At 58.0% G+C, this 26,110-nt stretch carries 26 protein-coding genes (1 of these 26 only partly in view); 15 read left to right on the top strand and 11 right to left on the bottom strand.

From position 1 onward, the window contains the following. A protein-coding gene (locus tag FAES_RS08240) for an AAA family ATPase (protein WP_015330748.1) crosses the window boundary here: on the top strand, window positions 1–2,648 show its 3' portion. It extends 436 nt beyond the left edge of the window; only the last 2,648 of its 3,084 coding nucleotides appear in the window; its start codon lies beyond the left edge, outside the window; its stop codon occupies window positions 2,646–2,648. A gap of 113 nt (window positions 2,649–2,761) precedes the next feature. Here the strand turns inward: FAES_RS08240 and FAES_RS08235 are convergent, their stop codons facing one another. The 3 genes from FAES_RS08235 to FAES_RS08225 form a co-directional block, all read right to left on the bottom strand. Further along, window positions 2,762–3,568, bottom strand: coding sequence for an enoyl-ACP reductase FabI (locus tag FAES_RS08235; RefSeq protein ID WP_015330747.1), 807 nt, complete (start codon window positions 3,566–3,568; stop codon window positions 2,762–2,764). Window positions 3,569–3,699: 131 nt separating this feature from the next. Then, window positions 3,700–4,716 carry an alpha/beta hydrolase gene (locus FAES_RS08230; protein ID WP_015330746.1) on the bottom strand — a complete coding sequence of 339 codons (1,017 nt, stop codon included), beginning with the start codon at window positions 4,714–4,716 and terminating at the stop codon, window positions 3,700–3,702. 20 nt (window positions 4,717–4,736) lie between these two features. Next, a complete protein-coding gene (locus FAES_RS08225; RefSeq protein ID WP_015330745.1) occupies window positions 4,737–6,194 on the bottom strand; it encodes a sulfatase family protein in 1,458 nt (485 codons plus the stop codon). Between the two features lie 149 nt (window positions 6,195–6,343). On the opposite strand from FAES_RS08225, the gene FAES_RS08220 reads away from it, so the two are divergent. Further along, on the top strand, window positions 6,344–7,228 hold the full coding sequence (locus FAES_RS08220) for a CE1 family esterase (protein WP_015330744.1): 885 nt from the start codon (window positions 6,344–6,346) through the stop codon (window positions 7,226–7,228). Window positions 7,229–7,303: 75 nt separating this feature from the next. Continuing rightward, window positions 7,304–8,872 carry a sulfatase family protein gene (locus FAES_RS08215; RefSeq protein ID WP_015330743.1) on the top strand — a complete coding sequence of 523 codons (1,569 nt, stop codon included), beginning with the start codon at window positions 7,304–7,306 and terminating at the stop codon, window positions 8,870–8,872. 196 nt (window positions 8,873–9,068) lie between these two features. Here the strand turns inward: FAES_RS08215 and FAES_RS08210 are convergent, their stop codons facing one another. From FAES_RS08210 to FAES_RS08200, 3 genes are all read right to left on the bottom strand, one after another. Further along, on the bottom strand, window positions 9,069–10,457 hold the full coding sequence (locus FAES_RS08210; RefSeq protein ID WP_015330742.1) for a methyltransferase RsmF C-terminal domain-like protein: 1,389 nt from the start codon (window positions 10,455–10,457) through the stop codon (window positions 9,069–9,071). Between the two features lie 39 nt (window positions 10,458–10,496). Beyond that, window positions 10,497–11,150: a DUF8737 domain-containing protein gene (locus tag FAES_RS08205; protein ID WP_015330741.1), complete on the bottom strand. Its 654-nt coding sequence runs from the start codon at window positions 11,148–11,150 to the stop codon at window positions 10,497–10,499. A gap of 105 nt (window positions 11,151–11,255) precedes the next feature. Next, on the bottom strand, window positions 11,256–11,837 hold the full coding sequence (locus FAES_RS08200) for a Crp/Fnr family transcriptional regulator (protein WP_015330740.1): 582 nt from the start codon (window positions 11,835–11,837) through the stop codon (window positions 11,256–11,258). Window positions 11,838–11,864: 27 nt separating this feature from the next. Here FAES_RS08200 and FAES_RS08195 point away from each other — a divergent pair, with 27 nt between their 5' ends. From FAES_RS08195 to FAES_RS08180, 4 genes are all read left to right on the top strand, one after another. Next, window positions 11,865–12,383: a KdsC family phosphatase gene (locus FAES_RS08195; RefSeq protein WP_015330739.1), complete on the top strand. Its 519-nt coding sequence runs from the start codon at window positions 11,865–11,867 to the stop codon at window positions 12,381–12,383. 58 nt (window positions 12,384–12,441) lie between these two features. Further along, window positions 12,442–12,951, top strand: a complete 510-nt coding sequence (locus tag FAES_RS08190; RefSeq protein ID WP_041257665.1) for an anthrone oxygenase family protein — start codon at window positions 12,442–12,444, stop codon at window positions 12,949–12,951. 76 nt (window positions 12,952–13,027) lie between these two features. Continuing rightward, window positions 13,028–14,233, top strand: a complete 1,206-nt coding sequence (locus tag FAES_RS08185) for an isoaspartyl peptidase/L-asparaginase family protein (protein ID WP_229364446.1) — start codon at window positions 13,028–13,030, stop codon at window positions 14,231–14,233. Window positions 14,234–14,314: 81 nt separating this feature from the next. Further along, window positions 14,315–14,791, top strand: a complete 477-nt coding sequence (locus FAES_RS08180) for a lipocalin/fatty acid-binding family protein (protein ID WP_015330737.1) — start codon at window positions 14,315–14,317, stop codon at window positions 14,789–14,791. Window positions 14,792–14,811: 20 nt separating this feature from the next. Here the strand turns inward: FAES_RS08180 and FAES_RS08175 are convergent, their stop codons facing one another. The 4 genes from FAES_RS08175 to FAES_RS08160 form a co-directional block, all read right to left on the bottom strand. After that, window positions 14,812–15,636: an aminotransferase class IV gene (locus FAES_RS08175; protein ID WP_015330736.1), complete on the bottom strand. Its 825-nt coding sequence runs from the start codon at window positions 15,634–15,636 to the stop codon at window positions 14,812–14,814. A 171-nt stretch (window positions 15,637–15,807) separates the two neighbouring features. Continuing rightward, window positions 15,808–16,572: a LytR/AlgR family response regulator transcription factor gene (locus FAES_RS08170; protein WP_015330735.1), complete on the bottom strand. Its 765-nt coding sequence runs from the start codon at window positions 16,570–16,572 to the stop codon at window positions 15,808–15,810. Between the two features lie 67 nt (window positions 16,573–16,639). Beyond that, window positions 16,640–17,335: a GIN domain-containing protein gene (locus tag FAES_RS08165; protein ID WP_015330734.1), complete on the bottom strand. Its 696-nt coding sequence runs from the start codon at window positions 17,333–17,335 to the stop codon at window positions 16,640–16,642. A 15-nt stretch (window positions 17,336–17,350) separates the two neighbouring features. Beyond that, complete coding sequence (locus tag FAES_RS08160) at window positions 17,351–18,052, bottom strand: head GIN domain-containing protein (protein ID WP_041257664.1); 702 nt, start codon at window positions 18,050–18,052, stop codon at window positions 17,351–17,353. A 129-nt stretch (window positions 18,053–18,181) separates the two neighbouring features. Between FAES_RS08160 and mltG the strand changes: the two genes are divergently transcribed. The 7 genes from mltG (at window position 18,182) to FAES_RS08125 (ending at window position 23,465) form a co-directional block, all read left to right on the top strand. Beyond that, a complete protein-coding gene (mltG, locus tag FAES_RS08155; protein WP_041257663.1) occupies window positions 18,182–19,237 on the top strand; it encodes an endolytic transglycosylase MltG in 1,056 nt (351 codons plus the stop codon). Between the two features lie 111 nt (window positions 19,238–19,348). Further along, window positions 19,349–19,786 (top strand): acyl-CoA thioesterase, encoded by a 438-nt coding sequence (locus FAES_RS08150; protein WP_041257662.1) that lies wholly within the window; start codon window positions 19,349–19,351, stop codon window positions 19,784–19,786. Continuing rightward, the gene (locus FAES_RS08145) at window positions 19,758–20,750 is read left to right on the top strand and encodes a YihY/virulence factor BrkB family protein (protein WP_015330730.1); all 993 of its coding nucleotides are present in this window, start codon (window positions 19,758–19,760) and stop codon (window positions 20,748–20,750) included. Before FAES_RS08150 ends, FAES_RS08145 begins: the two co-directional genes overlap by 29 nt. Window positions 20,751–20,978: 228 nt before the next feature. After that, on the top strand, window positions 20,979–21,995 hold the full coding sequence (locus FAES_RS08140) for a glycosyltransferase (protein WP_015330729.1): 1,017 nt from the start codon (window positions 20,979–20,981) through the stop codon (window positions 21,993–21,995). A gap of 30 nt (window positions 21,996–22,025) precedes the next feature. Continuing rightward, window positions 22,026–22,217, top strand: coding sequence for a hypothetical protein (locus FAES_RS08135; RefSeq protein ID WP_015330728.1), 192 nt, complete (start codon window positions 22,026–22,028; stop codon window positions 22,215–22,217). Between the two features lie 249 nt (window positions 22,218–22,466). Further along, the gene (locus FAES_RS08130) at window positions 22,467–22,874 is read left to right on the top strand and encodes a response regulator (RefSeq protein ID WP_015330727.1); all 408 of its coding nucleotides are present in this window, start codon (window positions 22,467–22,469) and stop codon (window positions 22,872–22,874) included. A gap of 96 nt (window positions 22,875–22,970) precedes the next feature. Then, complete coding sequence (locus FAES_RS08125; RefSeq protein ID WP_015330726.1) at window positions 22,971–23,465, top strand: methylated-DNA--[protein]-cysteine S-methyltransferase; 495 nt, start codon at window positions 22,971–22,973, stop codon at window positions 23,463–23,465. 31 nt (window positions 23,466–23,496) lie between these two features. Here FAES_RS08125 and FAES_RS08120 read toward each other — a convergent pair whose 3' ends face one another. Further along, window positions 23,497–24,525: a nucleoside hydrolase gene (locus tag FAES_RS08120; protein ID WP_015330725.1), complete on the bottom strand. Its 1,029-nt coding sequence runs from the start codon at window positions 24,523–24,525 to the stop codon at window positions 23,497–23,499. Between the two features lie 192 nt (window positions 24,526–24,717). Between FAES_RS08120 and FAES_RS08115 the strand changes: the two genes are divergently transcribed. Then, a complete protein-coding gene (locus FAES_RS08115; RefSeq protein WP_015330724.1) occupies window positions 24,718–26,079 on the top strand; it encodes a hypothetical protein in 1,362 nt (453 codons plus the stop codon). Window positions 26,080–26,110: the final 31 nt, after the last annotated feature.

Genomic DNA, 26,110 nt, shown 5'->3' with positions numbered 1-26,110 from the left:
CGAAGAAAAACGAAGAACTGATTGGCCTCTCCTACGAGCAGTTCGTGAAGTCGATTGTGCTGGCGCAGGGGGCTTTCGACCAGTTTTTGAAAGCCAAAGCCGCCGAACGGAGTAAGATGCTGGAGAAAATTACCGGCACCGAAATCTACCGGCAACTCAGTCGGAAGGCGTTTGAGCATCATAAATTCCTGGAAGAACAGATCAGCCACAAAAAGCAGTCGATTGCGGGCATCCGGATGCTGAGCGACGAACGGCTGGCCGAACTGACCGAGCAGATTACGCAGGCCGACGAACGCCTCGACGAGTTGGCCAAGGCCATAAAAACGTTTGATGCCGAAAAAAAGTGGGCCGAAGCCGCCGAACAGGCCGAAAACGAACTGGCTAAAGCAGCACGTACCCAGGAAAAACTGACCGACAAACAAGCCGCCTTTGCCGATGATCGTGAACGCCTCCGGCAGCATGACGAGGTGACGCCCCTTGCCGGACTACTGACCGAACTGGCGGGCAGCGAACGCACCCTGCGCAAAGCCCGGCAGGATCAGGCCGACATCACGACCGAACTGAACCGGCTAACCGATCAGTTCGACGCGTTGCTAGCCGATGCAACCCAGTTTACCGGCGCAGCCAAACTGACCGAAACGACCGTCGGGCCCGCCATCGAAGCCTTCCGTGACCGACTGAAGGCGATGCAGGATCGGATTGTGGCCGAGCAAAATGTGGCCGCGCCGCTGACGCAGGCCATCCGGCAGCAACTGGCCAACGCCCCGGCGCATTTTAGTGTACCGGCATTCTCGCCCAATCAGGTCGACGAGGCGGTGGAAACGCTGGTGGCGCAACAGCGGACGGTAACGCAGCAACTCGACCTGTTGCAGGATACGTACCCAGACGTAACGCCCGCCACCCTCGACCAACGCCTCGATCAGCTCACGGTTCGGCAGCAGGTGCTGGGCGAACTGGCGCTGCTGGAAGAGGAGCAGCAGAAGCGGATTCTGGAAGGGCAGCAACTAGCCGAGCCGATTACAAAGTTCAGACAGCAACTAGCCGAGAACGAACCGCTTTTACTCGCGGCGATGGAGCGCGAACGGACTGCGCAGGAGGCCGTGCAACGGATCGAAGCCGACCAACGACGACTCAGCCAGGAAGCCGACCTGAACCAGTTGCGTGACGCGCTGATTGCCGACGAGCCCTGCCCGCTATGTGGGTCGCGGGAGCACCCGTATGCGACCCATTATGTCAACCAGTTGGGGACGGTGGCCGCAGCCCTACTGCTGGCCAAAGACGAGCAGAAGCAGGCCCAAACCGCCGCCCGAACGCTCGCCGACACCCAGCTTAGCCTGACGGCAAAAGTGCAGGAGGCGGAACGTACCCAGGCCGAATTACGCAGCCTTTACCGTGAAAAGCGTGATTACATCGATGGCCTTCGTTTGGCCAACCAGATCGATGCCGACATGGGGCCGGCGCTGATGCGGGCTGAACAGCACGAACTCGCTCAGACGCAAACGCGGCTCCACACGCTACGCAACGCCTGGGAACAACACCGCCTGCTCACGACGCTAATGACGCAGTTGACCGATCTTCAACGGAGTCAGCGCAAGTTGGATGAGTTATTGATCGAGCGAAACGAGCTATATGCGGGCGACGATTGGGCGCAACGGGCCAATACCCTGCTGCGCACCACCGCCGATTTGCAGGGCCGCATTGGTACGCAAACCGAATTGCTCCAGAAAGCCGAAGCCGACGAACAGGCGGCTCTGGCCGATGAGCGCCGCATCCTGACGGCTCTGAAGCCACTCTTCAAGAAACGAAATCTGATTGACGCGGCTACCGCGCGGGCGCTGCTGCTGGATGCGCCGACGGTGCAGAAACTACGTACCCAGCAGGAAGCCCTCGACCGCGAACGCATCGAACTGGACCAACGGACCGCCGACGAACAACGCCGCCTCGCCGACGCCCAGAAAAACCGCAAAACCGAGCTTCCCCTCGCCGAGGTACGCCGCGAACTGGACACGCTCCGCCGCGAACAACAAAAGGTGTTGTCGGCATCGGGCCATGCGCGGGGCGAAATGGATGCCAACCGCAAGAGTTTGCAGGCGCATCAGAAGGGAATAAGTGAACTGGGGCAGTTAGAAGCGGCCATTATCCCCTGGCGTGAATTGAAGAAGTTGATCGGCAGCGCCACGGGCGATTCGTTCAGCAAGTTTGCCCAAAGCCTCACGCTCTCGCAGTTGATCGGGCTGGCCAATCGGCGCCTCACCGACCTCACCGACCGCTACCTGCTCCTGCCGCCGCGCGACGATCAGGACGATCTGTTTGTGGTGGATCTGTATCAGGGGCAGGCCGAGCGTACGATTACGAGTCTGTCGGGTGGCGAGACGTTTACGCTGAGTCTGGCACTGGCGCTGGGGTTATCCGATCTGGCGTCGCGCAATGTGCAGATCGACAGCCTGTTTATCGACGAGGGCTTCGGCACGCTCGACCCCGACGCGCTGGATACGGCCATCGTGATGCTGGAAAAGCTTCAGCAGGACAGCCAGAAAACGATTGGTATTATCTCGCACCGGCACGAAATCAAGGAGCGGATTTCCGTGCAAATCCAGGTCGAGAAAGGCAACGACGGCAATAGCCGGGTGAAGGTGGTTAGTGAGTGAACGGAATGTACAATGCACAATGAATGATGTACAATGGGCTTGCCAGTGAGTAAGCACCTCATCTGGCTATCAAACCCATTGTACATTATTCATCGTACATCATACATTCTCCTCTACAAACTCTCCATTACTTCCTGCGAGACGCCGGTTGAGACGAAGCCACCGTCGTGGAAGAGGTTCTGCATCGTCACCATGCGGGTGAAGTCGGAGAAGAGGGTGAGGCAGTAATCGGCGCACTGATCGGCCGAGGCGTTGCCCAGTGGCGCAATTTTGTCGGCAAATCCATAGAATTTATCGAACCCGCCAATGCCGCTGCCGGCCGTGGTTACCGTGGGCGACTGCGACACGGTGTTGACCCGCACTTTGCGGAACTTGCCATAGTGGTAGCCGAAGCTGCGCGTGATTGATTCCAGCATCGCCTTGGCCTCGGCCATATCCGTGTAGAACGGGAATGTCCGCTGCGCCGCCATGTACGTGAGGGCTACTACTGAACCCCACTCGGCGATAGCGTCCTGCTTGTAGGCAACCTGCAACATCTTGTGCAGCGACATAGCCGACACGTCGAGGCTTTGTTTGAACCACTCGTAATTAAGGTCGGTGTAGGCGCGGCCTTTGCGGATGTTAGGGCTCATGCCGATGCTGTGCAGCACGAAGTCGATCTTACCACCCAGCACCTCCTGCGACTGCGTAAAGAGCTTCTCGAGGTCTTCGACCGAAGTAGCGTCGGCGGGGATGATTTCGGCACTGCATTGCTCGGCCAACCGATTGATCTCGCCCATGCGCATGGCGATGGGTGCGTTGGTGAGCACAAACGATGCGCCTTCTTCTTTAGCCTTCAACGCCACTTTCCAGGCGATTGATTGCTCGTTTAAGGCACCCGAAATGATGCCGCGCTTTCCATTCAGTAATCCGTAAGCCATTCAAAAAAGAGTTTGCAGTTTGAGGTTTGAGGTTTGCAGTTCACGACGTAAACGAGTCATCCACTTAATAATCAATCAGTTGACAACTTAAACCCGCAAACTAAAAACGATGTAAGTGCGCAAAAATAAGCCTATTCGGCGGGTTTTAGCCTTACTTTCTCACGGAGAAACTGCTCCGTAGCCCGATATACGCCCGGCAAATCGCCCGAGGTGAAGTGCGAGGCAATGACGTGTTCGCCCGCTTTCGGGAAAGCCACCTGCTCCTTCTGGCCGGGCAACGTACCCAGCTGATCAAACATGGTGCGCATGGCGGCTACCGATACCGTTTTGTCCTGATTGGCCTCATCCTTGTAATAATAACCCAGAAACAGCGGCTGCTTCACCCGCGCAAACAACTCGGGCGTCATATAGGTGTCCAGCATGGTTTGCAGCGTAAGCAGGCCGTTGGTATGGTAGCGGGTGAGCCAGTAGCGGGCGCGGTCGGGTTTGTAGTGGGTGATAGTAACGTGTTCATCAGGCATCACCGTGTTCAGTATCTGTTGGCCCCAGGGTCCGGTCGTTAGCATCAGTGCCGGATTGGCCACCTCGATGCAGGGCGAATACAGCACGACCGCCGCTAGTTCGGGATGCTCGGCCGCCAGGCAAAGCGATAACATGCCGCCCGCCGACGTACCCATAAGAATCACCTTATCACCCAGCGCCTGCCCAATGGCCAGTGCCCGCTCCGCCGAGGCAACGTACCTGGCCGGTGTCAGGGCCTTCATGGCGTCGGGGGAGCGCAGGCCATGTTCCGCGGGGCGGGCCAAGTACAGGTTACAACCAAACCGGCGGGCTAGTTGCTTATGCACCGGATCGCCCTCGGCCCAGCTCGCGCCAAAACCGGGGATGTACACAATGCTGTAGGCCGTTTTCTGCCGGTGCGCACTATCGGCCCAGACGATCCGCGCCTCGTTATCGGGTTTCAGACCGGCTTTGGCTTCTGATTCGGCTAGCAACCGTTCCAAGTTGGCCAGATCGGCAGGATTCGCCGTTTTGGCTAGCTTGATGGCTTCGCGCCTGACGGGATCGAATCGATGACGTGGGCCAAACGCATAGACCAGCGCCAGCCCAGCCAGCAATCCGGCGAGTATAAGCAGTATACGTTTCATAGCTGTAGAAAGGTTGGGGGTTACGGAGCTTGTTGGCCCACAGGGCGGGTGTTGGCGCCCTGTCGCTGTTGCAGTTCATCGCCCAGATCGGCCCGGGCTTCATCGGCCAGTTTTTGTAACGATTGCACTATATCGGGGTGCTGAGCCTGCACATCGTAGCGCTCGCCTGGGTCATGCGCCAGGTCATAGAGCGCCGTCGGGAAATTGAAATTTTCCGTACTGGGTCCCGGCTGTCCGTTGCGACCCAGCGGGAAGCCTTCGTAGGTACGTCCCGGATGGGCAAACACGAGTTTCCAGTCGCCTTTGCGCACTGCTTCGAGGTTATTTTTTCGGTAATAATAATAAAACCGATCGCGGGGAGTCTGGGTATCATCGCCTTTCAGCAGGGCCGTCCAGTCGACGCCATCGATGGGACGTTTGGGTTGCCGGGCACCGCACAGTTTCGCTACGGTAGGCAGCACGTCCATCGTCGTCAGCAGTTTGTTGCTCACCCGGCCCGCCGGTACTACGCCCGGCCAACGCACCAGACAGGGCACCCGGTTACCGCCTTCGTAGGTCGTGCCTTTGCCCTCGCGCAACCCGGCTGTCGATCCGGCATGATCGCCGTAATTGAGCCAGGGGCCGTTGTCGCCCATAAACAGCACGAGCGTGTTTTTGTCGAGCCCCTGCGCCTTCAGTTCCTGCATCACCTGCCCCACCGACCAGTCCAGTTCCATCAGCACGTCGCCGAACAGACCGCGCCTGCTCTTTCCCCGAAACTGCGGCGACGCAGCCAGCGGCACGTGGGGCAACGGATGCGGGATGTACAGAAAAAACGGGGCCTTCCGGTGCTGACGGATAAACGAAACAGCCCGATCGGTAATGGCGGCAGTAAGTTCGCCCGCGTCGGTCAGATACTTTACCTCGTTGGTTGGCTGGTTCCCCTCGATCAGGTATAGCGGCGGGTACTTGGCATGCGCCTGATCGGGGTGGTGGGGCCACATGTCGTGCGAGTAGGGCACCCCGAAATACTCGTCAAACCCGTGTTGAAGCGGCAAAAAAGCCTGTTTGCTGCCCAAGTGCCATTTGCCAAAAATGCCGGTGGCGTAGCCCTGCTCTTTCAGCAGCTCGGCCAGGGTCTCTTCATCGGGATTCAGTCCGACGGTGGAGGAGGGTCCGTATGCCCCGGCGATGCCGATCCGGTTGGGGTAGCAGCCCGTCAGCAACGACGCCCGCGACGCCGTACAAACGGGTTGTGCCGCCAGAAAATTGGTAAATCGGGTACCCTCGGCGGCCATGCGGTCCAGGTTGGGCGTCAGGTAACCCATCGCGCCCGTACACGACAGATCGCCGTAGCCGAGATCGTCCATAAAAAACAGCACGACGTTCGGTTTTTGGGCCGCAGGAACCGGGGCGCTCGTCTGGGCGCCAGTGACCAACCACCCGACACCGACCATCAGGCAGGCGATAAGGATAGAGAAAAGGCGGGGTTGCTTCATAGACGCCGGTTGGGTTGCGTTGGGGTATTGGCCGCCAATCTACTGCATTATCGCTACACGCTGAGTAAGGAGGCCCGTCTGGTCTACTTATAAACCCAGTCAAGCTGATTGTTAACTCTACGAACACTGGCCGGGCCGGTGGTTTACTCATGTGTTTCCGTTTCTTCTCTTCGCTGTTACTACTTGGCGTATCCATCGCATCGACCCATGCGCAGGTGCTCACCGATTCCATTCGGGTCGAGGGCAATTACCGCGTTTTCCACTACAATAAGCCGACCAAACCGCTGGCCAATCCGGCGCTGGTTTTCGTGATGCACGGTTCGGGGGGCGACGGGCTCGGCATGATGCGGGCGGCCACGAAAATGGATCAGCAGGCGGGCGACGAAAACACGCTGGTGGTGTATCCCGACGGCTACAAACGCTACTGGAACGAGTGCCGAAAAGCGTCGCCCGCCCAGGCCAACAAGGAAGACGTCAACGAGCAGGCGTTTTTTACCGGCATGGTCACCTATTTTCAGCAACGCTACCAGATCGACCCGAAGGCAGTTTTTGCGGTGGGTACGTCGGGCGGTGGGCACATGGCCTACAAACTGGCGCTGACCATGCCGGGTACGTTCCGGGCCGTCACGGCCATTATCGCCAACCTCCCCGGCGACGACAATCTGGACTGTGTGCCGTCGGGCAAACCCGTGGCGATTATGATCATTAACGGCACCGATGACCCTGTTAACCCTTATAAGGGCGGCCCGGTCATTCTGGGCCAGAACATGAACATGGGCGTGGTACGGTCGACGGAGCAGACGCTGGCGTATTGGGCTAACCTGGCTCGTTACCAGGGCCAACCCACCCACGACAACGTACCTGACCGCGACCCGGCCGACGGCAAAACCATTGAGCGTTTTACGTATCGGGCCAAGGGCAAGCCCGACGTGGTACTGCTGAAAGTGAACGGCGGCAAACACGATTATCCCAACGACATCGACGTGCATCTGGAAGCGCTGACGTTCTTCCAGCAACAGCGCAAACGTCAATAGAAAAGGGGGATCCAATCACCGCCAACTAACCAACTCTGTTGCCATTTTCTCACTAACTCTTACCCCGATCAGTCGATGAAAACGCCTTTCGTTACCCTCGGTTTCCTGTCGTTGCTGGGGCTGGTACTGGCTTTCAAACCCACGCCGCCCAACCGGCATAAGGCTACCAAGCCCAAGAACATCATCTTCATCCTGTCCGACGATCATCGGTACGATTTTATGGGATTCACCGGCAAAGTGGCGGGTCTGAAAACGCCCAACCTCGACCGGCTGGCGCGCGATGGGGTTCATGTTCGGAATGCGTTTGTCAGTACGGCGCTGTGTTCGCCCAGCCGGGCCAGCATTCTGTCGGGGCAATACGCGCATACACACCGGGTGGTCGACAATTTTGCGCCCCTTCAGAAGGGACTTAAGTTCTTCCCGCAGTATTTGCAGGAGGCCGGCTACAAAACGGCGTTTCTGGGCAAATGGCACATGGGCGATGCCGACGACGCGCCGCAACCGGGATTCAACCACTGGGTGAGCTTCCGGGGGCAGGGCGTGTATTACAACCCTACGCTCAACGTCAATGGCAAGCAGGTGCCCTACACCGACAGCAGCTACACCACCGACCTGCTCACCGATTATGCCCTGAACTGGCTCAATTCGCTCAACAAAAGCCAGGGGCAGTCGTCGCAGCCGTTTTGCCTGTACCTCTCGCATAAGGCCGTTCATGCCGAGTTCCAGCCCGCCAAACGCCACCGGGGTATGTACCGCAACATGCCCATTAACTACCCGCAGAGTATGTTCCTGACCGCCACCGACAGCAGCAAAAACTGGCCGGCGCTGGCGGGCAACGGGCAAACGCGCCGCAACCCCGAAACCGGCGCCATGAAGGCCAATCTGGCCGATATGCCCAACTGGGTGAAGCAGCAACGCTACAGTTGGCATGGCGTCGATTACATGTATCACGGGCAGATCGGTTTCAACGATTTTTACCGGCAATACTGCGAAACACTCATGGGCGTGGACGACAGCGTGGGGCGGGTGTTGAAATGGCTGGCAGACAACGGCCAACTCGAAAACACGCTCGTCGTGTACATGGGCGATAACGGCTTCAGCTTCGGCGAGCGCGGGCTGATCGACAAACGGCACATGTATGAAGAGTCGATGCGGGTGCCGCTACTAGTGCATTGCCCGGCGCTCACGAAAGGCGGCACCAAACTGGAGCAGGTGGTGCAGAATGTCGACATTGCCCCTACCCTGCTCGCCTACGCCGGCCTGGCCAAACCTGCTCAGATGCAGGGCAATTCGTTTTTGCCGCTTTTACAGGGCAAACCCACCGACCGCCCCTGGCGCGAGCAGGCCTTCTACGAATATTACTGGGAAGCTGATTTCCCGCAGACACCCACCATGTTTGGCGTGCGGACGGATCGCTACAAGTACATTTTTAATCACGGCGTCTGGGATGCGAACGAGCTCTACGACCTGCAAACCGACCCGGAGGAAGTGAACAACCTCATCCGCAGCCCGCAGCATCAGGAGATTGCCAAGAATCTGCGCAATCAGGTATTCGACTGGCTCGAACAGTCGGGAGGCCTTCAGATTCCCCTGCACCCCGTCCGGCAAAAGCGGTTCGACCATCGGTACAAAGGGACGTATTGAGTACTCCACCCCAACCCCTCCCCTTAAAAAAAGGGAGGGGCTAAGACAGTCGGAACAGCTCTTGTGAGAAGCAAAGACAGGGCTAAAGATTACTATTGTTGCTACCTGCGGACGAGCCCCTGAGCAGCGATAACTAGCTAGTCGTTTGCCCCTTCCCTTAAACCAAGGGGAGGGGTTGGGATGGGGTACCGTGGGGTCAAAACTCTGGAATGTCCATGCGGATGCGCCACTCCTTAGGCAGGTAGTTGTTGACGCGGTTGCCGAGGCCTTTGAGCCAGCCCAGCGGCAGGCCCTGGTATCGGGCCAATAGCCAGCCTTTGGGTACGTTGGTGGCGGTCAGGTTTTCTTTTTTGAAGTAGCGCAGGGCATCGTCGCGATCCAGATCGAGGCCGGGCAGGTCGGGCGTGAGTTCGGTGCTCAGGGCCAAGGCGTGGTCGGGCAGGAAGTCGGTGCCTTTAAATTGGCCCATCGCAATGCCGAACCCTTTGTTGCGGAGGGCGCTGTCGATCAATACCAGGTCTTTTTCGAGCGCAACGGGTACGGCAATCAGCTCGTCGTTGGGCTTCTGCCAGTACGAAAAGGCGTCGGGGTCACGCAGGTACGTGCGCAACGTACCCAGCTGTTTGTGGTGCACCGGCCGGGCCGATTTCAGTCCCCGCCCTTTACTGATCGGTGCCGATTCACCGCCAAGTTTCTTGCGGAATACGCTGATAAAAAAGCCTTCGCCACGTACCTGATGCGGGTAGCACTGATAGCCCACGCTCCCCTCGGTTGTGCGGGTTACCACGCCCCAGTCATCGGGCAGCGCGAGGGGTACGTTCTCAAAACCCTGTTGGGTCAGGAACCGCACATTGTCGAGGTTTTCGGCGTCGTTGTAGGTGCAGGTACTGTAGATAAGCCAGCCCCGCTCGGCTACCAGCGGTGCCGCCGCCGACAGGATGCGTTTCTGCCGCGCCGAACACAACTGCACGTGATCGGGCGACCATTCATCCACCGCCCGCGGGTCTTTCCGAAACAGGCCTTCCCCTGAACAGGGCGCATCGACCATGACCAGGTCGAAAAAGCCGGTCAGTGGCGCAAAGTCGTCGGGATCGTGGTTGGCAACGACCACATTGGCGTACCCCCATTTATCGATGTTTTCGCGCAGAATCGGCACCCGGCTCCGAATCACCTCGTTGCAGACCAGCAGGCTATCGAGCGGCAGGACCGACGCCATCAGCGTAGTTTTGCCACCCGGCGCCGCGCACAGATCGAGCGCCCGCACATGGGGTTGGCCGGTGTAGGGTTTACGAGCGCCCACCGTTTGCCGGATCGCCTCCGCCAGCAACATCGACGACGCTTCCTGCACGTAGTAAGCCCCCGCCTGAAAGAGCGGATCGAGCGTAAAAACGGGTCGCTCGGGTAGGTAAAAACCATCGGCGCACCACGGAACGGGCAGCAGGCCAGCGGTATCAAAAGCTGGTTTTCGCCCATTCAGGCGGATGCTGACCGGCGGTAACGTACCCAGCGCGTCGGCGAAAGCGGGGTAATCGGCAGCCAGCAGGTGCTGCATCTGTTGCTGAAAAGCGGCGGGTAGTTGGGGCATAGAAGGCAAACGGGTTCTTCTTCCGAACCATTGCCACCCTCACTTTAGTGCCCTAAGCCGTTTCAACGCGAGCAGATGCGCCAGCAAAACCGTCGGTACGATCACGGCAGGCAGCAGCGTGAAGGGGAACGACAGAATGGCGACGTTAGGCTGATCGAAGGCCAGTTGCTGTATGGGCGACGGTGCCGAGAGGATGGCCGTCAGCACGATAATCGCCAGCAGCAGCAGGCCCAGCCAGTTCCAGACCCGAACCAGAGTCGGCGGCAACTCGCGCTTTGTCAGAAGCGTATACGCCAGCAGCCCCAGCGCCGACAGCCCGCTGAGGATGTCAAAATTCCAGCTCTCGAACGTCATAAAGACGGGTACTTGCTTCTGCTCATAAAGCCCATGCAGCCCCAATTCGACTGGCAACCGCAGGCCGTGAATCGCCAGCAGCCAGGCCGTGGGTACGTTCCGGGCATACAGCGTTCGGTACAGGTACGTCACCAGCGCCGCGGCCGGAATGAGCACAAAAATCAGCCGGGGCGGAAAAGCCGTAGTAACCTGAAAGAAGCCGGTGTAAGCCAGCAGGCTCACGATAACGATCCAGCCGGTGTACAGCCAACCGATGCGCCGGTCGCGCCGGGTAGCCAGCCAGATGAACCCAAAGGCAAGCAGCGTAATCGCCACAAAAAGAACCGATAACCAGACCATACAGACACGTCGCCTGTGGGACTGATGAACGGCACAGGCTGGGCCAAAACTAGCCCGCGCCCGTGGCCCGGCACTTGCCCTATGGTAAGAAAGTACGAGTGGCCCTTATTCGTGCGCCAATTCGTTGCGGATCCGGCTGAGCGAGGTGGCCGTAATGCCCAGGTACGTGGCCAATTGCTTCAGCGGTACGTGCTGCACCAGTTGGGGTCGCTCGGCCAGCAACTGCCGGTACCGTTCTTTGGCCGGATCGGCAATGAGCGAAAGGCGATGCTGCTGCAAGGCAAAATAGCTGGTCACCAACCGCCGCCGCCCCGCCTCCCGGAAGGCTTCGATCGAATGAAACAACTGCTGAAAATGCACGTAATCGACCTGCCAGCACACGCAGGGTGTCAGCGCCTGCATGCTTTCGCGGGCGGGTTTGCGCAGGAAAAGCGACGGCCAGTCGATGACGGCGTCGCCCGCCGTGTAAAAGTTCGTGCTGATGTCGTTGCCCGCCACGTCGATCACAAACGAACGCACCACGCCCTGTTCCAGAAACCAGTAATGTCCAGCCGTTTGGCCGGCGTTCAGCAGGTAATCATGCCGACGAAACTCGACCCGGCTGAACGCCGCCAGGATGGTCGTCTGCTCGGCAGCGCTGAACGTGGGCTGGCTAAACACCTGCGCCAGAAAATGGACATTGCTCATGCTGTAAAGTAACTGTTTCTTTGTGGCATGACTGCACTAACAGACCGGTTCAAACAGATCAGAACCTTTATCTTCGATGTCGACGGCGTCTTTACCGACGGCAGCGTCAATGCACTGGCGTCGGGCGAAATGTACCGCACCTTCAATATCCGCGACGGGTATGCCATCGAGAAGGCCATTCAGAACGGCTACCGAGTGGCGGTGGTGTCGGCGGGCAATCAGGACGGGGTTCGGAAACGGCTGGCGTTCCTCGGCATCAAAGACGTGTTTATGGGCGGCCCCACCGACCAGAAAGTGAACGCCTACCTCGGTTACCTCAACCGCGATGCCCTCAACGAGGCCGAAGTCCTCTACATGGGCGACGACCTGCCCGACTACGCCATTCTGAGCCGCACGGCCCTGCTGAGCACCTGCCCCGCCGACGCCGCCGACGAGATTCAGGCGGTTTGCGACTACATTTCACCCAAACCCGGCGGGCGTGGGGCTATCCGCGACGTGATCGAGCAGGTGCTGAAAGCGCAGGGCGTCTGGGCGAGCTGGCTCTGATCGGTCGGGCTGTCGAGTATCCGTTGCGTCAAACCAGTAGCCTAACGTGCCTGTCTATATGTTCACGCTATCACAGCTTATACTGGCCGCGGCGGCGGTCTGCACCGCCCTGATCGCCGGGCTTTTTTACGCCTATTCCTGCTCGGTGAATCCGGGTCTGGGGCGATTGCCCGATGCGCCATACCTGGCCGCCATGCAGTCGATCAACCGGGCCATTTTAAACCCGGTCTTTTTCGTCAGCTTCATGGGTACGTTGGTTCTGCTACCGATCAGCACGTGGCTGCACTATGCTCAGCCCCTTTCTAGCCGGTTCTGGCTGCTGCTGGCGGCCACGATCTTGTACGGAACCGCTGTGTTTGGCGTAACGGCGATGGGCAACGTGCCGCTCAATGAGGCGTTGGACACCGTGGCCTTGTCGGCGGCTACCGACTCGGAACTGGCGACCGCCCGAACGGCTTTCGAACAACCCTGGAACCGACTGCATACCATCCGAACGGTTGCGGCGGTGGCTACCCTCGTGCTGGTTGTGCTGGCCTGCCTTCAGCCCGCCAAACTCGTTGACGCATAGCCTTGTTTGGCCGTTTCATCCGTACATTACTGTACCCATTGCCTGCACTGCATCAATCAAAAAACCGAATAACCTTATGATTATGAATTACTTCGGCGAATTTATTTCACAAATAACGGGTAAACTCATCCACCTGATCCCTAACCGGTCAGCCCTCGGTTTGAGCGTGCCACCGTCCTATCTGTCGGCGGCGGCAATAGCCTTGCTGGTAGGGCATTTGCCTGCTCAGGCACAGGACACGCCCCCGGCCGACTACAGCCAGAAGATCACCCTCGTCATTCACGGCGGGGCAGGCACGATTACCCGGCAAAACATGACCCCGGAGAAGGAGAAAGCCTACAAAGCCGTGCTGAATCAGGCGCTGCAAACGGGCTACGCCATTTTGAAACGGGGCGGCACCAGCCTCGACGCCATCGAAGCCACCATCCGGGTGATGGAAGACTCGCCGCTGTTCAATGCGGGCAAAGGCGCGGTGTTTACGCACGAAGGCAAAAACGAACTTGACGCCAGCATTATGGATGGCAGCAACCTCAAAGCCGGGGCCATTGCCGGGGTGACCGTCATCCGCAACCCCATCAGCACCGCCCGCCGGGTGATGGAGCATTCGGAACACGTGATGATGATGGGGCGTGGGGCCGAAGCCTTCGCCAAAGCGCAGGGCATGGAACTGGTCGACCCGAAGTATTTCTACACGGAAGCGCGCTGGAACGGGCTTCAGAAAGCGCTGGCCGAAGAAAAAGTCCAACTCGATCATTCAGAGCCAGCCCCCAAACCCGACAAAACGCAGGCACCGGCCAAAACGCCCAAAGCTCGCCCCATCAAGACGAGTTGGGCACCCGACCCGACCATTTTCGACGAAGGCAAGAAGTACGGAACAGTCGGCTGCGTGGCGCTGGATCGGTTTGGGAACCTGGCGGCGGGTACCTCTACGGGCGGCATGACCAACAAACGGTATGGCCGCGTGGGCGATGCCCCCATCATCGGGGCCGGTACATACGCCAACAACGCGACCTGCGCCGTATCGGCTACGGGCCACGGCGAATACTTTATCCGGTCGGTGGTGGGTTACGACATTTCGGCCCTGATGGAGTATAAAGGTCTGAGCGTGACCGACGCTGCCAACGAAGTGGTGATGCGCAAACTGGTGCAGCGCGGTGGCGAAGGCGGCGTAATTGCCCTCGATCGCAACGGCAATGTTGCCATGCCCTTCAACTCGGAAGGGATGTATCGCGGCTACATCAAGGCCGACGGCAGCAGTGAGGTGCTCATCTACAAAGATTAGGTCGGCACAACACAAAACGCAGGGTACACAGTTTATTCGATTGGGCGCTTCCGGGCGCCCTTTTCATTGTTGCACGCGTTTATGAAGACATTACTGCACACGCTCGTCGGTACGTGGTTCATCTGTGGAACCAACTTCCCCATGTGGCTCAGAGGCGATAAAACCGAACCCACGTTTACCTATTCACTCACCACGAAACGCAATGGCACGACGGTTCTGCTCGATGAGGTCAGGTACGTGAAAAACGGGCGCTCCCACACCATAACGGGCTTTGATTACCCTGATCCACGCGACAGCGCGGCGTTTATCTGGCGGGGCAAAGGCCTGCTAAGCGTGTTGCGTAGTCATTGGCGGGTGGCGTTGCAGGACCCCAACGGGCAATGGGCCGTCATCTGGTTTTCCAAGACGCTCTTCACGCCGGAGGGCGTCGACATCATCAGTCGGCAACGGCAGTTATCGCCCGCCGACATCGACCACATCAACAGCCTGATCCGGCAAGATGCCCGCCTGAGCCCGCACCTGGCTACGCTGCGACTATTGAGTACCCCGCAGCGGTAAGCCCGGCGGCCTGGGCGGCGTTACCACTTTTTTGTGAGCGCCCTGAATCGACTGAGCAGTTCGCGGGAGATGGGGCCGGGCTTGCCATCACCAATGATCAGGTCATCGACCTGCACGATGGGCAACACCTGTTTGGTACTGCTCGTGGTAAAGGCCTCGTCGGCATCCTGTAAATCGGTCAGCATCACGGCGCGCTCATCGACGCTGAAATCGGGGCGGGCCAGATCGATCACCACGCGGCGCGTGATGCCGTACAGAATGTGCTGATTGGGCGTGATGAGTTGATTGCCTTTCACGATGAAAAAGTTACTGCGGCTCAGTTCGCTGATTTCCCCGTCTTTCTGGTAGAGGATATCGCTGGCGTTGGCTTTACGCATGGCACCGGCCAGCAGGATCACCCGCTTGTAGTCGGTGGTTTTGACCTCGGCCATTTCGCGCACATAATCATCAACCATCACCCGGATACCTTCCTCATACTGCTCGTCGGGTACGTTGTGGATTGGCTCCGTCAGGATGATAAAATTGGGCTGCACAATGCTGATGCTGTCGGGCGCATAACCGCCGGTCAGCAAGAATCGGAAAGCTACATCGGGCTGCCCTGAGCGGCGGATCAGGTCCATCAGAATGGCATACACTTCGTCTTTCCCGATGGGCAGTTGCAGGGTCATGCGCCGGGCCGAATTAGCGAAGCGCTCCCAGTACCCGTCCCACTGAAAGGGCCGTCCGTTGTAGGTCAGAAAATAGTCGAATAACCCGAATCCACGCAGCAGGGCCAGATCAGTAACGCCCACGCCAATCTGTTCTACGGGTTGGATAGTACCGTTGAAATAGCCATAGTAAGGCATAAAATGCAGTATAATGGTTTACCGGGATTGATATTTCGTTGCCTTACAGTGAGGGCAAACAAACGCAGCCGTCAAGCTACGAACATCGGGCTTATGTTGCGGGCACTAATCGCCGGGAAATTCGCATTTACGGGCATTTGCTTAGCATCTGGCCAGCCAAACGGAGGCTTTTCAACCGGCGCCATACTGCTGCATGAACTGATCGACGTAGCTGTTTCCGATCGGAAGTTCCTGCTTCCCCACCATCAGCCGGGTACGTTGAAACGAGGTGATTTTGCCCAGCGATACGATGAACGACTTATGAATCCGGCTGAACAAGGCAGCGGGTAATTTGTCTTCGATGGCTTTAAGCGTAAGTCGGCTCAGGATAGGCCGGGCCTGCCGGGTGGTGTAGATTTTGACGTAATCTTTCAGCCCTTCGATGTAGAGCACTTCGTCGTACTCGATGCGGATTTCCTGGTATTCCGAAAACACGAAGAAGTAGGTACGTTGCGGCTCGGCTTCTACTGGCTCGGGCGCAACTAACCCCGGCCGGGCTTCGGTCGGGGTCAGGCGTCCCTGCCGCAGCAGAAACAGGTCGTAGGCTTTGGTGACGGCTTTCAGGAACCGGTCGAACGGAATAGGCTTGAGCAGGTAATCGACCACATCAAACGCGTAGCCGTCGAGCGCATACTGGTCGTAGGCGGTAGTCAGGATCACCATTGGTGGCTGCTTGAGCGTTTGCAGGAATTGCAGCCCCGACAGCGTGGGCATCTGAATGTCCAGAAACAGCAGATCAACCTGCCCGCGCCGGACGGGGTCGTAGGCGTCGATCGGGTTGCTCACCTGCCCAATCAGGTCCAGGAAAGGCACTTTCTGAATATCGTCGGCCAGCAATTCGAGCGCAAACGGCTCGTCGTCGACGGCCAGGCAGCGCAGTTTAGGTTCATTCGTCATCAGCGATCGGTCGGTAGTCAGCAAAGAAACGGCGCCGTACCGATTTCCTAATGGCGCGGCCCCTTTCCTAGTTCACGCTGCCGCCGAGCGACGTCCGCTTGCTGACGGTCCGACCCGGCCCTTTGTTCGACACGCTACCGCCCACCGATGCCTTCCCGAACAGTTCTTTCTGGGCGTTGACCCGCACACTCGCGCCGCTGCCGGCATCCGCATCAACCACGTCCGCCACCAGATCGCCCGCGTTGACGCTGGCACCCGACCCCGCCGAAATACTGACCGACCGCGCCGTTCCCGACAGGTCGATGGTGGCCCCGCTGTTGGTGTTGACCGTCAGATCGCGCACGTTGAGCGCCAGCGCAACCGTGGCCCCGGCCTTGCTGCTCAGCTCGAACCGGTCGGCCTCAAACGTGCTTTCGCCTTTCACGGTGGCCCCCGCCGACGCCGAAACGCCCCGCAGTTGACGAACGGTGAGGTAAGCTTTCACGGAACGGCGCACTTTTTTGTCGAGTGACGCTTCGAGACCGAGCTTCAGAATCAGTTCGTCGCCGTCCTGCTCGATCAGGATTTTGTCTTCGGGAATGTTTCGGGCTTCGATGTGCAGCGATTCGGTTTCGCCCAGCCGCACTACGGTTTCGATACCCATGCTGGCCCGCAGCCGGGTGATACCCGAGATGGTACGGGTTTTCTTTACATCCTGGGCAACGGCGGCCTGTGCCAGCAGCAACGTGCCCAGCGCGCTTATGTAGATGAGGAGTTGTTTCATAACCTGTTTGTGTCGTTAGTCTTCGTTGATATCACCGCCGCCCGATTCTTTCCGGGCCATCACGCGGCCCGGCCCCCGGTAGGTGACGTCGCCGCCACCCGAGGCGCGCAGGTAGAGCTCTTTGGCGCCATAGACCCGGGCATCGGCCCCACCCGATGCTTCGGCGTAACAAATGTCGGCCCGGAGCTGATCGGCCTTGAGGTCGGCCCCACCCGAGGCGGCAGCCGTTAGCTTGCCCACCGAACCACTCAGGTTGGCATCGGCCCCGCTGCTGACCGTTATCGTCAGGGTTTGGGCGTTTACCCGCAGGGTCATGTCGGCGCCGCTGCTCACCTTAACCGTCAGGTTATCGGCGCGCAGGTCGGTCTCGCCTTCCAGATCCGAGCCCGATGATAGCTCGATGTTGGCCAGTTGGCGCACCGTTACATAGGCTTTGATGTATTGACTCCGGCCGAAGCTGAACCCGTTTATGCCGCTCCGCTGCCGCCGGCTTAGGTTGAGTTGTCCGTCGCGCACCTCGGCAATCACCTCGTCTTCGTCGAACCCTTTCACGTCGAGCGTCAGGGATTCGGTGTTGCCCTGCCGCAGGAACACGTCGACGCCCGCACTCGCGCGCAGGCTGCTGATGTTGGCGACGGGCCGGTTCTGTTTCCAGCTTTGGGCCAACAGGGGAGCTGTGGCCAGGCTGATGGTCAAAAGAGTGAGTAGTGTTTTCATAGCAGTCTGATTACGCACAAGATGCAGCGGTTGGGTAAAAGGTTGCATGAGATAGTGATAAACGGTTTCTGGCAAGGCTGTACCTTTGTAGTGGCATTCGACCATCCTGCCGAGCCATCCTTATCGATCATGACGCTTTCCCGAAATACCAAAATCGGTCTTTACGTAGCTTTCACGGTACTTTTCGTTTCGTTTTCGTTCTACACCTGGCAGCTCATCAAAACGCCGAACCTGAACACCCGCGCCGACAAAGACAGCGCGGCCGAGTCGTTCTCGCTTTATATTCCGAAAGGGGCCATCTACGAATCGGTGATCGACTCGCTGAAGGCGCACAAGATGCTCGACAACGAAATGTCGTTTCGGTTTGTGGCGAAGCTGATGAAATACCCCGAGCGGGTCAAAGCAGGCCATTACCGCATCAGACCGGATATGGGCAACTACGACGCCATTGCCAAACTTCGCAGCGGCAGCCAGGACCCTATCACCTTGACGTTCAACAATATCCGCCTGAAGAATGACCTGATAGAAAAAGTCGGCAGCCGGTTTGCCTTTGGTCCCGAAGGCCTCCGCCCGATTCTGAACAATGCCGATTCGTGCCAGAAATACGGGTTCGATACCACCACCATCGTCTGTCTGTTCATCCCGAATTCGTATGAACTGTTCTGGACGGTGAAACCAGCCGCGTTTATGGATCGGATGGCGACCGAATACAAAAAATTCTGGACGGCCGACCGGAAAGCCAAAGCCGCCGCCCTGGGGCTGTCGCAAACGCAGGTGCAGACGCTGGCGTCGATTGTGCGGGCCGAGACCATCAAGTCCGACGAGCAGCCGCGCGTGGCGGGCGTGTACCTCAACCGGCTGGAACGCGGAATCAAGCTCGAAGCGGACCCTACCGTTGTCTTTGCCAACAATGATTTTACCATCCGTCGTGTGCTCAACAAGCACCTGGCCTTCGACAGCCCCTACAATACGTACCGTTACGCAGGTTTGCCGCCGGGCCCGATTAACCTGCCGCCGCCCAGCGCCATCGACGCGGTACTGAATCCCGAAAAGCACGATTACCTGTTTTTCGTCGCCAAAGCTGATTTCTCAGGCTACCACACGTTCTCGCGCAACATGACCGAGCACCTGGCCAACGCCCGCATCTACCAGCAAGCGCTGAACCAACGAAAAATCATGAAATAGGGAGGAATGGTAGAAAGGAAGAGAGGGAGGATGGAGAAGGAATTACCTGCCCCCTTCCTCCCTCTCCTCCTTTCTACCATTCCTCCCTATTCTCCTTTCCCCCTCTCCCCCATGTTCACGTTCCTTGTTCCACCGTTTCGGGTACGTTATGCCGATACCGACCAGATGGGGTACGTGTATTACGGCAACTATGCCCGTTTTTACGAGATCGGCCGGGTCGAGGCGCTGCGTAGTCTGGGGTTTGCCTACAAGGCACTTGAAGCCACGGGCGTACTGATGCCGGTATACGAAAACACCTCGCGCTACCTGAAGCCCGCCCGGTACGACGACCTGCTGACGGTGGAGGTGACCATCCCCGAATTGCCCCGCGCCCGCATTATTTTTCAGTACGCCATCCGCAATGAGGCCGGCGAATTGTTACATACTGGACAGACCACCCTGGTGTTTCAGCGGGCCGATACCGGGCGCCTGTGTGCCGCCCCGCCGGGCCTGCTCGAACACCTGAAACCGTTTTTCGAGCATGAAATTAATCAAGCGGCACAGACCTAGCGCTGCTCCCAACCTGTTTGAGCAGCTGATGAGCCTGTCGGCGTTGAAAGGAACCCGCACCCGGCTGAAAAACAGCACCGCCCTGAATTCTAAAAACAGCTGGTACGAGTTCCTGTGCCGGCTGGTCGACAAAATCCTGGATAACGATACGGCCGAGCGGGCCTCTTCGGTGGCCTTCAACCTGATGCTCGCCGTCTTTCCGACGTTTATTTTTCTGTTTACGCTGATCCCCTACATGCCCAGCATCAATGAGCAGGAGATCATGGATTTCTTCGCGGAAGTGCTGCCGGGGGGTACGTTCGACACCGTAGGCGCTACCATCCAAGACATCATCAGCCGCCCCCGCAGCGGCGTGCTGTCGTTTGGCTTTCTGCTGGCGTTGTATTCGGCTACCAGTGGCATGGTGGCGCTTATGAACGCCTTCAACTCATCGCATGAAATCGACGAGGAGCGCACCTTCCTGAGCAAGCGGCTCGTGGCTGTTGGGCTCACCATCACGCTCGCTCTGGCCCTGTTTCTGGCCATTACGCTGCTGGTCGTGGGCGGGGTCATCATCGAATACCTGGCTCAGTACGGTTTTTTCAGCAACGAGATCGTGTATTTCGTGCTCAAAATCGCCCGCTACCTGCTGGTGTTTGCCGTGTTCGTGGGCGTATTGCTGATCATCTATCGGTATGGCCCCGACGTGCACATGAAGTGGGCCTTTATCACACCCGGCTCCGTTACCGCCTCGGTGCTGATCGTGCTGACGACGCTCGGCTTTTCCTATTACGTTTCCAATTTTGGGTCATACAACAAGGTGTACGGTTCCATTGGCACGCTCATCGCCCTGATGATCTGGATCAACCTGGTGTCGCTGCTGCTGATTATCGGGTTTGAAATCAACGTTTGTCTGTATGACCTGGAAGGCGACCGAAACCCCTCTGTGACGCAGAAAACAACAAACGCCACCTCCAACTCGTGAAGTGGCGTTTGCAAACCCTAACCCATAAATGTGAAATAGGAGCTAGGCCGGAAACCGGACTGGCTATCCTGCCCGCTTCCTGGGTAGCTGAATAACCAAAAACTGGGCCAATTATGAGTAGCCCTCCGAAAAAGGGGTAAAATTTTCCGGTTGCTCAAAAATACCTTCATATAACCCGGTAGGCCGCTAGATTTATGTATACGTAATCAACAGTGCGCCCTACTTTCTATGACGCCTCAACGTCTTTCCGAACCGGCTGTCGCTATCCCGATGGCGACGTTTCTGAATCAGCATATGCCGTGGGTCAGTGTCATTTGCACCTGTTACAACCACGTCAATTATGTCAACGACTGCCTGCAATCGGTCGCCGCGCAGACCTACGCCAATCTGGAGTTAATTATCATCGACAACGGCAGTTCAGACGGCTCAGGGGCTGTTATCCGGAATTTCTGCAAGCAATATCCCCGCGCACACTTTATCCAGAACACCAGCAATCGGGGCTTGTGCCAGGCGTTTAATCAGGGGCTGCGCCGGTCGACGGGGCAGTTTATTATCGATCTAGCTGCCGACGACGTGCTTCTGCCCGATCGGGTTGCCAAGCAGGTCGAGCAGTTTCGATCCCTGCCCGATTACTATGGCGTTGTGTTTTCAAACGCGGCCTACATCGACGAGCAGGGCAGGCAAACCGGGCTCCATTTTCCCGTTGGGCCAGATGGGCATACCACGCAATTTGTGCCTACGGGCGACGTGTTCCGGGAGGTATTGAGCCGCTATTTCATCAACACGCCCACCATGATGATGCGCCGCGATTTGCTGACGACCCTGGGTGGGTATGACGAGTCACTGGCCTACGAAGATTTCGATTTCTGGGTACGTTCGGCCCGGACGCACCGGTACGCCTACCTCGACGAAGTGCTGACTTACAAGCGCCGCCTGCCCAATTCGCTCGGCGCACAGGTGACCAAACGGGGCAATCAACTGCTCGAATCGACCTACCGGGTTTGCCAGAAAGCGCTGGGCCTGTGCCGGTCGTCGGATGAACTGGCGGCGTTGGCCAGCCGGATTCGGCAGTTCATTCGGAAAAGTTTTTACGCTGAACAATACGAGCTGGCCCGGCGTTTCGGTAGACTACTAGCGCAAATTGAACCCCTCGATTACCTCACCAAAGGCTTGTTGCTGTTGTGCCGGCTTCGCCTGCCGCTCAACACGGTTTATCGCCGGTATCGGCTGGCTTTTGAGTCCTAATCGTTAACTAATCCGCTTGTAGTCAACGTCATGAAGCCAACCGAAGAAACCGAACAAGACCTGCCCGATAGCAACACGCTGGGCGGCACAACCAGTACCGGCGCCGGGCCTGACGGCCAAAATGGCCCCACGCCCCTCCCCGAGACTCCCGGCCTCGATCTCCCCGATGCCGATGACGTAGCGCAGCGTATCCGCGAGCGCAACGAAAACCACCAAGGTTAACCGTCTTCCGAGCTACTTAGGAGTTGGTCTCCCGGTCAGTCGCTCGAAAGACGCTCTCTTTAGAAAGAAAGCGGTCAAGTACACGAGCCTCCCACTATCTTGTCGGTCGATAACTCATTTTTTGGGAAACATTTGCCTTTCGTTCGTTTCACCTAAACCGGCTCGCACCGGGGGTTATCTCCCGGCCTAGTTACCTCCTCATCGGGATAGGCGAAACCGGTAACTGACAAAGCATTGGCTCAACTACCTATGGAGAAAAAACTGTCCTGCGTTTTATTGATCGACGACGATCCCGACGATAATTATATTCACCAACTAGTCATTAACGACTGGGGGCGTTGCGATGCCGTCCGTGTGGCCGAAAGTGGCCCCGACGCGCTGGCTTATCTCAACAACACAGCATCGCCCGACTACATCCGTCCCGAAGTGATTCTGCTCGACATCAATATGCCCGGCATGAATGGGTTTGAGTTTTTGGAAGAATACCATCAGCTGCCCGAAAACCTGAAAAGCAACGTGGTAGTGATGATGCTGACTACATCGCTTAACCCGGCCGACGTGAACCGGGCGGGGCAATACAACGAAGTAACGGGTTACCGAAACAAACCCCTGACGAAAGCGATGCTCGAAGATGTACTGGAGCAGCATTTTGCGTAATTTAGGTTGCCAGTCAACAGTTGGCGCTCAGGCCTGATCCGTTCGTAGAACGGGCTGGCGAGGCAGCGTCGGCAAGCCTGTTAAACTGGCTTCGTCATGCACATTTTTCTGTCCACTCCCATCGGTACGGCCCGTATAACCGGCGATAAATCAGGCGTCACGGCGATCTCTGTTCTCGACGAGCCCCTGCCTGATTTGCCGCTGGTCAGGAACTTACCCGACCCGCTTCAGGCGGCCTACGATCAGCTCACAGCCTATTTCAACGGTGAGCGCCAATCATTCGACTTTGTCATCAATCCGATCGGTACGGAGTTTCAGCGACGGGTCTGGGATGCTCTGCGCGAGGTTCCCTACGGCCAAACCATGTCGTATCTGGCCCTGTCCCGGCAGTTGGGCGACGAAAAGGCCATTCGGGCTGTAGCCGCCGCCAACGGACGCAATCCGCTGTGGGTGGTCGTACCCTGCCACCGGATCATCGGGACCAACGGCAACCTCACGGGCTACGCGGGCGGCCTCTGGCGCAAGCAATGGCTTCTGGAGCACGAAGGATCGCGCCGAAATCCCACCGAAGGCCAGTTAAGCCTCTTTTGACCCCAACGTGCCAGTTTCCAGGCCGATCAGTTCAGCGCGCACGGGGCATCAGTTCGAGCTTTGCAAAGAAATCATCAAACAACAAGCGAGTGTCGAGGCGGGTATAGACGCGGATCGAACGCCCCCGCTGATTATAGACGTAGCCCCCCGCCGGGCTGATGCCGGGTGCCTGTTTGACGACGTAGTCACTGGACGCCGGATCGGCCTCGAACGATGATTGCAGCGCGGTCAGCAGCACCAGCGGGCTGTCGCCCAGCACGTAGGTTTCGCCGATGTTGTAAAACGGCTGGATCCGGCGCATCAGCTCCTCCAGCGCAGTCGTGAGGTACTGACCAACGGGGCCCATCGGCTTCACCTTTGTCAGCAACTGCGCATATGACACCAGACACTGCCGGTAGGCGTTCCGGGGCACCTGCCATAGCGGTATGGTAGAGCGGTTGAAAATTACGCGGGCCGCCGCTATGTCGATGTTCAGGTTATACTCCGGGTCGGAATAGTTGGGCGGCGGCAGAGCCAGATCAGCGTATTCGGGACCACCGATCCAGATCAACGTCAATTTGCTGGCCAGTTGCGGGTTAACCAGCATGGCCGAGGCGATTTCGGTAAGCCCCGCTCCGCACAACACATACAGCGGCTGCTTGGTGTCGGTTCGCGCGGCCTCCCGGAGAATCAGTTCAACCGCTTCGTTTCGGATAGGCGTACTGTCGTTGGGCAAGGCCGTATTGGAGCCAGCCAGCACGGGTATCGTGCTTTTCACGCCCAGTAGTTGGATGAGTTCGCCCGCTTTGCGAGCCGCATTGTCGGCCTGCGTAGTCGACCTATCGAAGCCATCACCCACCTTCAGATGAGAGCCGATGATACCTCGTATGTCAACCGAGGGCGACAGCAACAGATGGGCCAATTGAAACAGGCCATCTGGATCACCGCTGAAATCATTATCGACGATCACCCGCATTCTGGGCACGACGGCGCTTTTGGGGGCCGTTGGTTGGGCGGCCGCGCTTAGGCCAACGGCTATAATGAAACAAAAACAACTGATAAAACGGGACAGGGTTGGCATCTTAAAACGGGTCGTTTCTGGCTACTAGCAGAAAATACGGGTGGCCAGAGCGTCTACCCTATTCGTCTCGGTACTTCTGCGCTACAGCCAGTCGTTTCGACGGCGACTTTTTCCGTTTCATGGCATTTGTCATTCCCTACGCAACCGCCACCCGGCAACTTTGGCAGCGTAACCAACAACGACGAATGAACCATGACCAAGTTGTATGCCCTGCTGTTCGGACTGCTGCTTACTGCCCTGTCGGTAGGTTGTAAAAAAGAGGCCGACGTCGTCGCTCCCGACGTACCCAACGTACCGGAACAGCCCCAAACGCGCCCCGGCAAAGTGTGCCCCGTGGGTACGTTGCTGGGCGAAGCCACCACTGCCACCATCGGCCCGGCGGGTGGCAACCTGACCTCCCCTGACGAACGCCTGACCATCAACGTCCCGGCGGGGGCTGTCGAACGTAGTCAGGCGTTTAGTGCCCAGCCAATCACCAATACCGGCCCGCAAGGGCTGGGCACGGGTTTCCGGCTGGCACCGCACGGCATCACGTTCAAAAAGCCCGTTACGATCCGTGTTCGTTATGATCCCGAAACCCTGGATGGCACCGTTGCCGAAGCGTTGGCGCTGGCTTATCAAAGCGATAAAGGCATCTGGCGACTGGCCGCTAAAAGCAAGGTGGATACGGTTACCCATACGGTGAGCGTTGAAACGACCCACTTCAGCGATTGGGCGTTACTGGAACGGGCGTTGCTGACGCCCAACGTCGGTTTTGTGAAACCGGGTGATAACCTGAGGCTAGAGGTAAGTTTGCTTGATGCGGCCGTTACGATACCGCCGGTTCAGGATACCGACGTACCTGAGCCTTTTGAACCGCTCTCAAGTGTTATTGATTATAACAGCTGGAAACTTGTTGGGGCAGGGCTGTTGAACCCGCTTAAGTGGGAAGCGCTGTACTATGCGCCCTCTACGCCTCCAGCCCGGAACCCCGTTGCCGTGACGGTCAAACTCAAGGGGCCGACGGTCGGCGATGATGGCAATATGTATAAAGAACTCTGGCTGGTATCGAACATCTACATCGGCGATGAGGGTATTACCTACCGCATTAATGGCGGTCCCTGGGTCAACGTGAAAGTGTCGCAGGGAGGCCAGCTCCTGTCTGATCCCAAAGAGCCGGCGAAAGGAACGATGTTTATGATGACGGGCGGGGGCATAGACAATGGAAATCCCGTAGGTGTCACCATCACGCAGCACAATCCGCCCTTCGACAAAAGTCACGACCTTGACTTTGTACTAACTGGTGGTGTCAGCCAGGCATGGCGCACCGACGATACCGGGCCTGTGTTCCAGCTATCCGCCCAGGGTGGGGCGTTGGTATACGTGCACTATTACCGCGTCGGTAGAAACGCCTATCCCAGCCCTGGCCACCTCACCCTTAGTCAGTTTGGCCAGGTTGGCAAGCTGGTGACGGGTAAATTTGATCTGGCCAAAGCGGGTATTATGCGCCCTGGCGAAGACTTCAGCGGAACAGCCCATATCGAGGGATTTTTCCGCGTTACCCGAACGAAGTAGTTGACGTTGGCAGGTACGTGTCGGACACGTA

Origin of the sequence: Fibrella aestuarina BUZ 2, assembly GCF_000331105.1 — a bacterium.
In the GTDB taxonomy this organism is placed as follows: domain Bacteria; phylum Bacteroidota; class Bacteroidia; order Cytophagales; family Spirosomataceae; genus Fibrella; species Fibrella aestuarina.
The sequence above is the reverse complement of the archived record's forward strand: the minus strand, read 5'-3'. Positions and strand labels throughout refer to the sequence as shown.